This is a genomic window from Planctomycetota bacterium (genome assembly GCA_016207825.1).
Classification (GTDB): Bacteria; Planctomycetota; MHYJ01; order JACQXL01; family JACQZI01; genus JACQZI01.
The window spans coordinates 1-13,904 of record JACQZI010000038.1 but is presented as its reverse complement, the minus strand read 5'-3'; the positions used below and the strand labels follow the sequence as shown (position 1 = coordinate 13,904).

Genomic DNA, 13,904 nt, shown 5'->3' with positions numbered 1-13,904 from the left:
ATGAGAAAGGACATTAATATGCGATACACTAATAGGACGCTGGGATTTACTTTGATAGAGCTGATGATTGTAGTCATCATCATCGGTGCATTGGCTGCGATGGTCGGTCCTAAATTAGTCGGAATTATAAGCCCGGCTAAGGAGAAAATAGCACAAGGTGATATGGCAACTATTGCTTCAATGTTAAACAGGTTTGAAATAGAAAACGAACGTTTTCCTTCAAGTGAAGAAGGATTGGATGCGTTAAGAAATAAACCTGCTGATTGTCCAAACTGGCAAGGGCCTTATCTGGATCGAGAACCTTTAGATCCATGGGGAATAAAATATATGTATAGATATCCGTCTTCTGAAGCCAATAAGGATTTTGATATCTGGTCTGCTGGAAAAGACCGTAAAGACGGGACAGAAGACGACGTCAAATGGCCGCCCAAACCGAAATGATGCGAAAAACAACATCTGAAAAGCCCCGCCTCTTGTCGAGACAGGGATTTACCCTCATTGAAGTCCTGGTTGCATTAATCATCGTGTCCGTTGGGGTGGTTAGTATTTATTCTTCTTTTATAAGCATTTCGGATACGCTTGCCCGGATGGATAGCCATAACCGTTCAATACTACTCGCTCTTGAAAAGATGTGGGAAGTCCAGGAAGCCCTGATGCAGCCTGACGAATTCAAGATAGATACATTTTCCGGAGAGCTGAAGGAAAACAACCGCTATTTCAAATGGGAATTTACAGAAAACGACGTGGAAGATTATAAAAGCCTCAAGGAAATCACCATAAAGCTTGACTGGGAACATGGCCGCCGTAAAGGCAATGTTACTGCCACCACATATTTAAAAGCATTAAATACCGAATGAAATTAACAAAATGCCGTAACGGGTTTACTTTATTGGAACTCATAGTCAGTTCTGTTTTAATTACGCTGGTTCTTATGGCTATATATTCGGCGCTGACCGATGGGTTAAGGCTCTGGCGGGATGTTACCCGTAACGTATATGCCAAAGAACCGGCTATCCTGGCAACCGAACGGCTGGCAAAGGAAATAAGGAATGAAATATCTTTCTCTCCGATTACGTTTACAGGGAGAGCGGATTCTCTTTCCTTCCCATTGCTGGTCCGACCGGTCGATGAGGGGAAAACACTGGATATTTATATGCCTGCCGAGGTTACTTATACATTTGACAAGGAAAAAGAGATTCTTTACCGGAATGTCCTGGTTTACGGCCGTGATGAGGAACCGGTTTCGCGGGAATTGCTTAATCCCGTTAAATCAGTGGCTTTTTCCTACCGCTATTTTGATGCCGAGGCGAAGGAATCAAGCTGGCTTGATGAAGCTAAAGAAGATGCCAAACCCAGCGCCATCAAGGTCGAAATAACATTAAAGGCAATAAAGAATGAACCTGAAGAAATTATTACAAGGATTATCTCTTTGCCCAGATAGCGGAGCGCTTTCAACTACGCTCCAGCCAGAGGCGCCCGCTCCGCCGAGACGAGGCGAGAGGCTCGCTAAAAGCGGCGGGATAAAGGGGAGTGTCCTGGTTATTACCATCTGGATAATCAGCGCACTGGTAATTTTCGTTATCGGGCTTTCCATGATAGTTTCCAACCGGATTGTATCTTTTAAGATATTGCGGGATAGCAACCGTGCATACCTGTCGGCTTTAGGCGCCCTGAATAAGGAGATTGCGGAAATCCATAAGGAAGCCGCGTCATCCCAATACGACTGCTTGAATGAAAGATGGAGCAATTATCCGGAAGAGTTTAATAACATAGAAATCGGCGGAGACGGCATGGCCGAGGTAAGCTACGAATATCCCGCGCCAGGGGAAGGGTCAACAATCTTATACGGCTGTGCTGATGAAGAGCGTTTGATTAATATAAACAAAGCCGGACCGACCGTTTTAGAAACCCTTTTCAAGGAGATAGTTGGGCTGGAGCAATTCCAGGCAACTTCGCTGGCTGATTGCATTATTGACTGGCGCGATGCGGATGACGCTATCAGGCCTTACGGTGCGGAAGCCAAAGAATATGAATCCATCACGGCGACTTATTCCTGCAAAAACGCCGCTTTTGATATTCCCGAAGAGTTGATGCTGGTAAAGGGCGTAACGGCAGATATTTACAGGAAAATCAAAGATACGATTACGGTTTACGGCAGCGGCCGGATAAATATTAACACCGCCACAGAACAGAGCCTTATTGCATTGGGATTGCCGGCATCTCTCATAAGGAAAATATCCCGCTTCAGGCTGGGCAAGGATAATGCCATCGGGACAGAGGATGATAATATTGTCACGAAAACCGAGGGAATCGTGGCGCTATTGAGCCAGGTTGAGCCTTTAAGCGGGGATGAATCCGCCAAACTAAATGATTTGGTTATTCAGGATTTGATTACGGTCGAATCAAGATATTTCAGGATAAAGGCAAAGGGAACGGTTAACGAAAAGACGCGCCAGATTACCTGTGTCGTCCGCCGGGGCGGCGGCATTGTCTTCTGGCAGGAATAGGGGCTTCAGGTGGTTGGTGAGCGCCTTCGGAATCCCGCAAAGCGGGATAATCCTTTTCCCTTGACAATCACTATTTTTATTCTGTATAAATATAACCATGCCAAAGAGATTAAAATGTAAGTCGTTGTCTAATTGTTTAGCCCTGATCAAATTAGCGCGGGAAAACAAAGATTGGGCGAAAGTAAAACGCCACGGTGAAATCGCCTTAGAAAATATTTCTTCTTTTACATATTCGCCATACGAACTATATTCTTTATATTGCTATTTAGGCCATGTTTATTATATACAAGGGTCATATTCTCGTTCTATTGACTTATCATATAAGGCGTATTTGACCGCGCTTAAACACTCCCTCCCTCCCGCTGATCTGGCATACACATCGGTTATACTGTCTAACAGTTTCCTTGCCTTGCGTTCCACCAAACACGCATTATCCCAATTGCAGAAAGTTGAGCAATACTTTCAGAAATATGGGACTAAGACACCCCCAATGGATGAGGTAATGAATCTCGTTACTTTGCTTAATCTAGCGCATTGTTATTTATACGCCGATGACTTGAACAAGGTCAGGGAGATAATAGAAGATAAAATAGCCCCCTACCGTGATATTTTATGGCGGGAAAAAAAATCATTGGTCTATTATCAGCATATTAAGGGCGAATATTTAATGCTTAAAAAACAATACACCCAGTCCCGCAATGCGATGCAAGAGGGTCTTAATATATGTAAAGAACTCGGTCATTCCGGCGAAGCAGTGGAAATGATACTGGAAACGAAATTACACCTTGTTAAGGTTGACTTACTGGAAACCAAATATGATGATGCGATTACTGTGTTGCAATTGGTTTTAAAAGACGCCCGAAAGATGAAATCTAATGAAATTATCTGTGCCGCATCGCTGTTATTAAGCAAATGTTATCTCCTTAAAAACAGTCCTGACAAAGCAAATAAAATAGAGATCGGCATCAGGCCTGTTTTAAGAAAGATAGACACTGTCTGGCTTTATGAGGAAACAAAGGAATTAGATTCTTTCTTTCGTCGATTAGCTGATTCTCCTTCGCCGTATCATGAAAACATTTCCGTTAACTTTACCCGCCGTTATGAAACATTAAATTATAAATCCATAATCATCGGAAAATCCAAACTGTTGCAGGAAGTTTTTACCCTGTTAGAAAAGATTGCGCCTACGGATTTGCCGGTTCTGATACAGGGCGAAACCGGCACGGGCAAAGAGCTTATTGCTAATAGTATCCACCAGAATAGCTTTCGGGCAAACAAACCGTATTTACCCTTTAATTCCGATGCTATTCCGGAAACGCTTGTCGAAAGCACCCTTTTCGGGCACACCAAAGGCGCTTTTACCGGCGCGATCGAAGAAAAAAAGGGTTATATTGAATTAGCTGACGGAGGGACTCTTTTTATAGATGAAATATCAAATATGTCCTCATCAATGCAACAAAAACTCCTGCGGGTTCTCGAGGAAAAAATTCTCTGGCGTTTAGGCGCCCAGAAACCTACCCCGGTGGACACCCGTTTTATCTTTGCCTCCAATCAGGATGTTGAACAGATGGTAAATAATAAATTTTTCCGTGAAGATTTATTTTATCGAATTAATACGATTGTTATTAACCTCCCGCCACTGCGTGACCGAAAAGATGATATTCCAGCCCTTGTCCAACACTTCCTCAAAAAACACTATAATCTAAAATCTATGGCCTCCGGTTTTCCGGAAATCTCGCCCGACACTCTCCGGCTTCTGGCCGCCTATCCCTGGCCCGGAAATATCCGCGAGTTGGAAAACGAGATAAAACGCATTCTTACATTGTATAAAGATGTTAAATTGATAGATGTGGCTATGTTATCCAATGTTATCAGGGATTACCGGTCAACCAATATGAGAAATCGTTTATGTAATCAGGCGGGCAAGCTAACAATGCGAGAAATGGAAAAAGAGTTTATCAGGGAAAACCTGGATTTGTTTAAAGGTAATATCAGCCAATCTGCGCGCCAGTTGGGTTATACTTACTGCGGACTTCTCAAGAAATTAAAGCAATTAGGGCTTTATCCTATTACTTATAAACGAAGTTTATAGCTATAAACTTTGTTTATATCCCAATCAGTTTTCGGGCATTTCCTCTCCGTGCCTCAATTCTGCCTTGCTTCCTATCGTCTTAACTTATAAGAGGTTAGGATGAGAAATAATTATCGTGAGATTCATAATAGTTGGCACGATATTTGCTATACATTTATTCAGTAGATATCTTTCGGCAACTAAAACAAGGAGTAATTCATGAAAAAGTGGACTTTAGTTAGCGGTTTCCTCTGTGTTCTCTGTGTCTTTGCGGTGATTTCCCCTCTTCTCTACGCCGACAACTGGTCACAAATCACTTTTACCAACGGCTCTTTTACTAATACCATAACCACCACCGGCGCGGCTGACGTAACCCTTTTATCCGGCGGTCAAATTGATAAAGGCAATGGTGCTGATGGAATAGCAAATATTGACGGTAATTTTGACATTAATATCAATACCGTGGGAAATGGAGGGCGGACCGCGCCTGATGGCGTCATCTGGCAAATTACGAATAATATCGCTTCGGGACAGGCGACTGTCTCTTCCGGCGTTGCCCGAACTGCCGGATTCAATATCGGCGACGAAATTATTATCATCAATCTCAAAGGAACGGCCGGAGATAGCGCTAATGTCGGATTATATGAATTCAAAAGAATTACCGCATTACCCACAGGCAGTTCTATTACAGTGGATAGCAACCTCACAAACGGTTATAATGGCACAACCCAGAAAATAGTAGTCCAACGCGTGCCGAATTATACCAATGTAACCATTAATAATACCCCTATGGCTAATGTCCTTGGGATAGTATCCTACGGCGGTCGTATGATGCGCAATGGCGCGGATAATGATGTATATGTCCTGCCCGGGAACGGTTCCACCGGTTTTTATAAATATTCCATCGCGGGTAATTCTTGGACCGCCCTAACCCCTCAGCCTTTAGGGTCAGCCAGCGGTGGATTTATGATACGAAATGGCGCGGATGATGCAATATATCTCTTGCGCGGGGGCAATACCAACAATTTTTATAGGTATTCCATCGCGGGCAATTCCTGGACCGCATTAACCGTGGCACCCGGGACGATATACACTGGCAGCTCTATGCTGCGCAATGGGGCAGATAATGATATCTATGTCCTGCGCGGGAACAGCACAAGTTTTTATAAATATTCCATCGCGGGCAATTCCTGGACTACCTTAACCGTGGTGCCCGGGTTTGTCGGCAATGGCGGCTTTATGATACGCAATGGGGCGGATAATGATATATATGTCCTGGCAGCGAATAATACCACCAGCTTTTACAAATATTCCATCGCAGGCAATTCATGGACTACCCTAACCGTGGTTCCCGGCGCGGTAGGGGGTGGCGGCTTTATGCTGCGTAATGGAGCTGATAATGACATATATGTCCTACGCGGAAATGGTCAGACCAGTCTTTACAAGTATTCCATCGCGGGCAATTCCTGGACTACCTTAACTGCGGTGCCCGGTGCGGTAAGCGGTGGCGGCTTTATGCTGCGCAATGGCGCGGCCAATGACATATATGTCCTGCCCGGGAACGGTTCCACCGGTTTTTATAAGTATTCCATCGCGGGTAATTCCTGGACCACCTTAACCACGGCGCCCGGCGCGGTAAATTATGGCGGTTTTATGTTGCGCAATGGCGCGGATAACGATATTTATCTCCTGCAAGGAAACGCTGCCACCGGCTTTTACAGGTATTCTATTTCGAGTAATTTGTGGTATTCGTCTGGTAATATGTTAGTTGCCTCGGCTTGGAATGGGACTACAGGCGGAGTTATTGTCTTTAGGGCCACGGGTACGGTTACCGTAAACGGAGCGATAAAGGCTACTGGTTATGCTAAAGGAAATGGGGTGGATGGAGGATCTAACGCCGGCGGTGGTGAAACCTATAATGGTGTAGGTGGGAATGGCGGAAATAATGCTGCAACGGCTGGCACATCAGGACAAGGCGGCGGTGGCGGAGGGGGAAATAATGATAACTGGTCTGTTGCTAATGGAGCCGCCGGTAATTCAGGCGGCGGCGGCGCAGGCGGTGGAGGCAGTTATTCAGATACAACAGGGGGTAGTGCGGCCGGCGGTGGCGGCGGCGGATATGCGACTGTCGGCGGCGGAGGGCAGGGCGGAAATAACGGGATATCGGGAGCAGGTGTCAATGGCGGTGCAGGCGGAAATGGACAGGCTGGCACGGCTAATGCCGGCGGTGGCGGCGGCGGCGGAACTTATGGCGTCGCGGATTTATCCAGATTATACTTTGGCAGCGGAGGAGGGGGAGGAGGAGGCATCGGCTTTTTCAACGGTGGAGATGGCGGTAGCGATGCCGGAGCAAATGGCGGCAGCGGCGGAGGAATTATTTTTGTTGCCGCAAATTCTATTATAATAAATGCCTCTGGTAATATTTCTGCCAGCGGGAATAATGGCAACAACAGTTATGATGGAGGAGATTTTGATGGTTTCGGAGGCGGCGGCGGAGGAGGAGCCGGCGGTTCTATAAAATTATGCGCTGATAATATGTCATTAGGGAATAATTTAGTCCTTGCTACCGGAGGAACAGGCGGCAACTGTAATTATGATGGCGGAGCGGGCGGAAATGGGCGTATTCGTTTAGAAGGAACTTCTATTACCGCTACCACTACTCCGGTTGCTTCTACAGTTTTAAGCGGCGGATATGCCGTCACAGGCACTTTCATATCGCAGGCTATAATTCCGGGCAGTGTCGAATATTGGAGCCTTTTAACTTATACCGTAACCTCGCCTACTAATACAATCTTAACCGTGGATGTGCTCTCTTCGTCAAACGATTCGCTTCTTGTTGCCAATGTCCCTTCCGGGACCGACCTTAAAGGCGCATATCCAACGACCTTTGCCGGCATTAGCGGCATCAAACTGCGCGGTAATTTTTCTACTTCAGATACGACCAAAACCCCGACTTTGTCTGCTTGGGGTGTTGATTATTATAGCAGTATTCCTGTTTCCACCTCAAACTGGGCGATGTTAATCAATAGCAGCACGCCGGTAAGGATGGGGCAGTCAATCGCCTTTGTTAAGTTTAACGCAACAACTATTTCCGGCACCGCCAAGTGGAGACGTTTCCGCATAGATAAAGGTGTTACCGGCGTTGCTACACCTGTGCCCGATAACAAAATAGAAATCCAGGTCTGGTGTGAGAATAACGGAAACGGGTTCTGGGATATCGGTGATACGCTTATCTCCAAAGGCAGTTTCACCAACGGCACGTGTTATCTCAATATGAAAAGCTGGCAGGTAACGACCACAACCAAGACTTATTACATTGTATATAAGCTATCCGGCGATATCGGCGGCGGACAAAGGGCGGGAGTTAAAATAGCGGATAGTAGTTATCTTGAGTTCGATAATGCCACGTGCATAGGCGTGCCGTGATTCAGAATCTCAGGATGAGAGTTCAGTGCCTGTTATTCTAAACTGGAGGTTTAATCTATGCCAGCACATATTGATAGGCGCAAGCAACCAAAGCAAAAAACGGTTCCTGTAGCCGACGCGGTGAACGAGGCCATGCAAATCCTAAGCCCGGTGGAGTAAACAAATAAATTCACATCTGGAAGCAACTTCTGAACGGTACCGAAACCGGATTTCCATAAGGCATTAAATAATTATTTCAGGTTTTTAAGCATTTTATTATTTAACCATTTTACCAGCATCGCCTCATCAAAACGCCATTTCTTGCCAAGTTTGATGCCTGAATTATCCGTTTCCCTTCGCCTTTGCCCCGAACAGGGCTTGCTTTTCGTCCTTAGGCCTTAGCGGATTATCCGGGGTAAAATGCACAAGTTCTTGTGCACGATGCACAAGAACTTGTGCATAAAATAGGGCCGTTTTTGCCGGATTTTCACCGAAACTAAAACTACTTGTAAATCCAACTCCAATCATTTCAACCCGTTAACTAACAACTAATATCTAAAAGCTAAAAACTAACGCCGTTGGCACGATATTTGCTACATATTAATAGACGCCACTAAAGCACCAAGGCACAAAGAGAATACTTCGGTGTATTTCTGTGCAATTCTGTGGCTTGAAAGGTAATCATGAAAGGCTTTGATAATAAAGCCCAAAAACGCCTGGAACTAATCCGGCTGGCGGAAAAGTCCGGCAATGTTTCCGAGGCCTGCCGCAAATTCGGGGTAAGCCGCACTTATTATTATCGCTGGAAAAGACGTTATGACCAATACGGTATCGAAGGCCTAGTTGATTTATCCCGCGCCCACAAAAGCCATCCCCTGACCACCAAAGAATCTGTCGTCAATGAGATAAAAGGGTTGTGGGATAAAAACCAGAATTATCATTGGGTAACTCAAAAGGTTAATGACAACGGAACGAATATCGCGCTCAGCACGGTGCGGGAAATAGTTTTGTATAGACTGTAACGGATCATCCCGTACGTTTTTTTCAGGAAATCTTATTTAGACTATTGACATAATCCATTAATGATGTATACTTGCCAAACATAGAAGCTCCCAGCATGAAACTTTTAACCTTAAACCTGAAACTTATATTATAGAGGAGGATGTGTATGTTGAACAAAACCGGAGTGGCAACGGCCCTGGTAATTACCCTGGTGTTCCTTTACGCCTTTGCGGCGGGTTCCCTAGTTTGCGCAGATGAATGGTCCCAAACCACCTTTACCGAAGGGACGTTCAACAACACCGCACCGGCCAATAACGCATCTGATGTGGTATTATCATCCAGCCCGCTCAGCTCCAACTGGAACGCCCTGGCATCTACTTCGGCAACGGTCAATTACGGCGGCGCCCTGGTTTATCCCGGCTCGGGCGATTATATTTATGCGCTGTGCGGCGACTTAACCGATAATTTCTGGGCATACTCAATCTCCGGGAATTCCTGGTCTGCCAAAACAGATACGCCGGTTGAAGTCGGCTGGGGCGGTGCCCTGGTTTCCACGGGCGGCGATTATATCTACGCCTTGAGGGGAAACTCCACTACCGACTTCTGGCGTTATTCGATAAGCGGCAATTCATGGACCGACATGAGCGATACATCCGATAACGTCGCTTCAGGCGGCGCCCTGGTCTATCCGGGCTCCGGCGATTATATCTATGCATTAAGAGGCGGCAATACCACCGACTTCTGGCGTTATTCCATTTCCCAGAATTCTTGGGGAGCCGTGGAATCGACTCCGTATAATGTCAATGCAGGCGGTTCGCTGGTATATGCGGCCGGTTATATTTATGCCTTAAGGGGCGCAAATTTCAAGACGTTCTGGCGGTATGACATAGCCCAGGATAGCTGGTCCGCCAAGGAAGATGCCCCCTTAGCCGTCAACGGCGGCGGCGCCATGGCCTATCCCGGCTCCGGCGATTATATCTACGCTTTTAAGGGCTATAATTCAAGCTGGCCGGTGAATAATTTCTGGGCCTACTCCATTTCCGGGAATTCATGGACGACCCTGACCAGGACGCCCTCGAACCTCAATTCCGGCGGCGCCATGGCATTCGCAAACGGGGTTCTTTATGCCTTACGCGGTTATAGCACGGATTTCTGGAGCGACCAATGCGTCAACTATGCGTCATCCGGCACTTTTACCTCCACGGCAATCGAGCCGGCAAACGTCTATTTCTGGGGCATTTTGCAGTTTAGCGCAACTATCAACAGTATTTTAACGGTGGATGTCCTGAAATCATCGGATAATTCCTTGCTGGTGCATGATGTCCCCAGCGGGACTAATCTTTTCCAGGCATACCCCTCGACCTTCAGCGGCATCACCGGAATAAAATTACGGGCGAATCTTTTAACCGAAGACTCTTCTCATACCCCCATCCTCCATGATTGGCGGGTAGGTTATTCGAGTTACGGCACCCTGCCCCAGGCGCGCGGCGCGGGCTCGGATGGACTGGCTCCCCGCATCACGGATGCCAACGCCACCGTAGACCTCTCTTCCGGCAACGTCAATATCGCGGTGCAGATTACCAATATCATCCCATTTAACGGACTGCCGACAAACGTCGTTATCTATTATAACAGCATCGCCCCGGCCGATAACCCCGTGACACCCCTGGGCGCCAACTGGACGCATACCTTCAACATGCGCCTCATCACCCAGACCGGCGGCTCCATAATCCAGGTGACCGAATCCGGCAGGGAAATCCTTTTCTGGAAAGACGGCGAATCGCCCGCCCATTGGGTTTCCTATCCCCATTACGGCTTATACCGAACCATTGCCATAGATTCATCCACCGGCAATTTCGTCCTGACCAATAAAGACCGGACCACCCTCACTTTCCTTGCCGCCAACGGCAAATTCTATAAAGCCCAAGACCTGAACGGCCATACCGTCACCGCCGCTTACGATGCCTCAGGCGACCTCGACTATGTAACACTCGCCAACGGCGAGCAGATTGATTTTACCCACAGCTCCCACTATATGACAAACTGTTCTGACCCGGAAAGCAATTCCACCAGTTTCACCGTCACTTACGATCGTCTGGATTCCGCCACGAAATCCAGCCCCTCATGGTCATACGGCTGGACTTATACCGGGAGCGCGGCCTTGATGAACGTCCAGACCTTCCCCGGAAGCCTGGACAGCCGCACCTATAGCTTTACCTCCGGCAAGGTTACTTCAATCACCGGCCCGCTGAGCGAGGCTATCGGCATCGCTTATTACGCGAGCCCCGATTACGCCGTCGTCACAGGCCGTGATGATAAAGTGGATACGGTTTACTTCAATACACAGCTGGATGCCTGGACGCGCTGGATAGATGAGGAAACCAGCCGGGGATTTGATAGCTACCGGAATGTCATAACCGAAACCAAGCCCTCAGGCGCAACGACCTACTGGTCATACGATTCGCGCGGCAATGTCCTTTCCACCACCAACGCCGCTCTCGCCAATACCAAATATACCTACTCCGATAGCACGAATCCGGATCTCCCCACCACCATCTTAAACGCATTGGGCATCACCACCACCCGCACTTATAATACCGCCGGACAGCTCACCCAGGAAATAGAAGATGCCGGCGCTAGCGGCTTGAACCGCACGAGCGCATGGTATTATTATTCCTCCACTAACACCAGCTATGCCGCGGTCATCGGCCAGCTCTACCAATACCACCGCGACCCGGCTGACTTGAACCTCGTTACCACCTACGAATATAACTCCAAGGGCTACGGGACAAAGGAAACCGTTTCCAAAACCTCGACCGGATTTTCACTCGTCACCGGCGAACGCGTCACCAACGACATCGGCTGGATAACCACTTCCTATAACGTAGATTATCCAAGTTACATCGCGAACAACGTCGCCACCGTTTATACCTACGACAACCGCGGAAACCGCCTGACCGAAACCGACCCCTACAGCGTCGTTACCACGAACCAGTATGACCTCTTAGACCGCGTCCTGACCCGCACCGTGGATAGCGCCGTGGGAGGATTGAATCTGGTCACCGCCTGGACTTATAACTGGGGCGGCGTTACTTCCCAAACCACCGACCCAAGCGGATTGGCAATTTCCTCTTCCACCGTCTACGACGCCGCGGGCAAGGTGATATCGCGCACCGACCCGGCAGGCGCCACCACCGAATATTACTATTACACAAACGCACGCCTCTGGAAGACCAAGCGCCAGTTGACCTCCGCGCCGTCCTATGCGGAAACCATTTATTATTACGATTCTAACGGCAACCAGACCGGCATCCTCGACTCCGGCGGCCACGCCATTTCCATGACCTACGATTCAATAGACCGCCTGATTACCACGACCGACGTCGCTTCCGGCAATACGACCGGCAGTGTCTACGACCTCCTCGACCGCCAGACAGCGACGATAGACGCGCGCGGCTATGCCACGGTTACTGCCTATGACAACCTGAACCAGGTGAAATATGTCCGGACGGCGCAGAGCAATATCACCGTTGCCTATGCCTATGACGCAGTCGGCAGAAGAAACCAGGTCATTGGCCCCTGGTATGATACCGACGGCGACGGTGTTGCCGATGCGGGCGAATACGTCAATCCGGGCAACACGATATCCGCGCCCACGGCCTATACCGAATACGACCCGGCAGACCGGGTAACGCGAACCTATATCAATAATACCTCCACGACCGACGCCAAATATTATTACGACGCCATGGGCGATCGCTCCATCCACTATGTGGAAACATTGGTTGATTCCGCGACCTCCTCTTACCAGATGGTATCCTCCCAATATAATAAGAATAAGCAGGTGTATCTGACCGCTTTAGACCCGATGGGCACCTTAAACGAACAAACCTATTTCTACTTCGATAAATGACCTCGCTCACCTATACCAAAGGCGGGACGAGTGTGCCGACCATTTATACATATAATAGCCAGCACCGCTTAGTGCGCACCGACCAGCCCGGATATGACATCACGAATCCCACCGGGGTAATCACGAATACCACGTATACGGGATATGATGCTAATGGGAATGTTACCAGCCGAACAGACGGGGCGGGAATAAACATACAATCTACGTATGATAAGAATAATAGGTTGATAACGAAGACTTATCCCGACTTATCAACGGTATCAACTTCTTATGATGCGGTTTCCAACCTTATCAACATAAGTGATACCAATACCTCGACGGCGAACGAGTTCGACGCCTTAAATCGCTTGACAAAAGTCACCGACTATATGTATAATCCGGCTAAGGTGATTGATTATACATATTGGAATGACGGGACGAGGAAGACGCTGTCCGCTTTGGGCTCGACGGAGAACTACACCTACGACAAGGCCAAGCGCCTGAAAACCATCGCGATTGCGGGCATGCCCGGCAATATCTCTGGATATGATTATAACGCCCTGGGGCAAAGGACAGCCATCACTCTGGGCAACAGCTCCTATGTCACCTATACTTATGACGCGACGACCAGGTGGCTGACGGGCGTTTATAACTCAACCTCAACCCCAACCTCAATCTCAACCTTCACCTACACGCACGACAAGGTGGGCAACCGTGTGACGATGGCTGAATACAACGGCGGCTCATCTATTGCGGTGACGTATACCTACGGGGCGATATACCGCGTCCTGACCGAGACGATGCAGAGCGGGATGATGTGGCAGCAGAAAGGTTATACCTATGACGCGCCGGGCAACCGGACGATGATGACCGTGGATAACGGGATGATTACCAGTTACACATATTATACGTATAATAACGCGAACCAGTGCGTGAGCTGGACAGATTCATCAGGCGTGGGCTTCGTGGATAAATACGATGGGGCAGGGAACCTCATAACGGAGACGAATACAGCAACCGGCGTAAT

10 protein-coding genes are annotated in these 13,904 nt (G+C 48.0%); 9 read left to right on the top strand and 1 reads right to left on the bottom strand.

The genetic code is table 11. From position 1 onward, the window contains the following. Nucleotides 1–18: 18 nt before the first annotated feature. The 6 genes from gspG to HY811_11540 all read left to right on the top strand — a co-directional run bounded on the left by gspG (nucleotide 19) and on the right by HY811_11540 (nucleotide 8,004). Nucleotides 19–441 (top strand): type II secretion system major pseudopilin GspG, encoded by a 423-nt coding sequence (gene gspG, locus HY811_11565; GenBank protein MBI4835438.1) that lies wholly within the window; start codon nucleotides 19–21, stop codon nucleotides 439–441. After that, on the top strand, nucleotides 438–857 hold the full coding sequence (locus tag HY811_11560; protein ID MBI4835437.1) for a prepilin-type N-terminal cleavage/methylation domain-containing protein: 420 nt from the start codon (nucleotides 438–440) through the stop codon (nucleotides 855–857). Before gspG ends, HY811_11560 begins: the two co-directional genes overlap by 4 nt. Further along, nucleotides 854–1,441 carry a prepilin-type N-terminal cleavage/methylation domain-containing protein gene (locus HY811_11555; GenBank protein MBI4835436.1) on the top strand — a complete coding sequence of 196 codons (588 nt, stop codon included), beginning with the start codon at nucleotides 854–856 and terminating at the stop codon, nucleotides 1,439–1,441. The genes HY811_11560 and HY811_11555 overlap by 4 nt, the downstream gene beginning before the upstream one ends. Next, nucleotides 1,395–2,507, top strand: coding sequence for a general secretion pathway protein GspK (locus HY811_11550; GenBank protein MBI4835435.1), 1,113 nt, complete (start codon nucleotides 1,395–1,397; stop codon nucleotides 2,505–2,507). The genes HY811_11555 and HY811_11550 overlap by 47 nt, the downstream gene beginning before the upstream one ends. A 97-nt stretch (nucleotides 2,508–2,604) precedes the next feature. Continuing rightward, nucleotides 2,605–4,599, top strand: a complete 1,995-nt coding sequence (locus HY811_11545; GenBank protein MBI4835434.1) for a sigma-54-dependent Fis family transcriptional regulator — start codon at nucleotides 2,605–2,607, stop codon at nucleotides 4,597–4,599. Nucleotides 4,600–4,797: 198 nt separating this feature from the next. After that, complete coding sequence (locus tag HY811_11540; GenBank protein ID MBI4835433.1) at nucleotides 4,798–8,004, top strand: hypothetical protein; 3,207 nt, start codon at nucleotides 4,798–4,800, stop codon at nucleotides 8,002–8,004. A 321-nt stretch (nucleotides 8,005–8,325) separates the two neighbouring features. Here HY811_11540 and HY811_11535 read toward each other — a convergent pair whose 3' ends face one another. Continuing rightward, nucleotides 8,326–8,511: a hypothetical protein gene (locus tag HY811_11535; GenBank protein MBI4835432.1), complete on the bottom strand. Its 186-nt coding sequence runs from the start codon at nucleotides 8,509–8,511 to the stop codon at nucleotides 8,326–8,328. Between the two features lie 155 nt (nucleotides 8,512–8,666). Between HY811_11535 and HY811_11530 the strand changes: the two genes are divergently transcribed. The 3 genes from HY811_11530 to HY811_11520 form a co-directional block, all read left to right on the top strand. Continuing rightward, complete coding sequence (locus HY811_11530) at nucleotides 8,667–9,005, top strand: helix-turn-helix domain containing protein (protein MBI4835431.1); 339 nt, start codon at nucleotides 8,667–8,669, stop codon at nucleotides 9,003–9,005. A gap of 146 nt (nucleotides 9,006–9,151) precedes the next feature. Then, on the top strand, nucleotides 9,152–12,898 hold the full coding sequence (locus HY811_11525; GenBank protein ID MBI4835430.1) for a hypothetical protein: 3,747 nt from the start codon (nucleotides 9,152–9,154) through the stop codon (nucleotides 12,896–12,898). A gap of 32 nt (nucleotides 12,899–12,930) precedes the next feature. Next, the coding region (locus tag HY811_11520) for an RHS repeat protein (protein MBI4835429.1) at nucleotides 12,931–13,904 on the top strand (974 nt) is incomplete at its 3' end.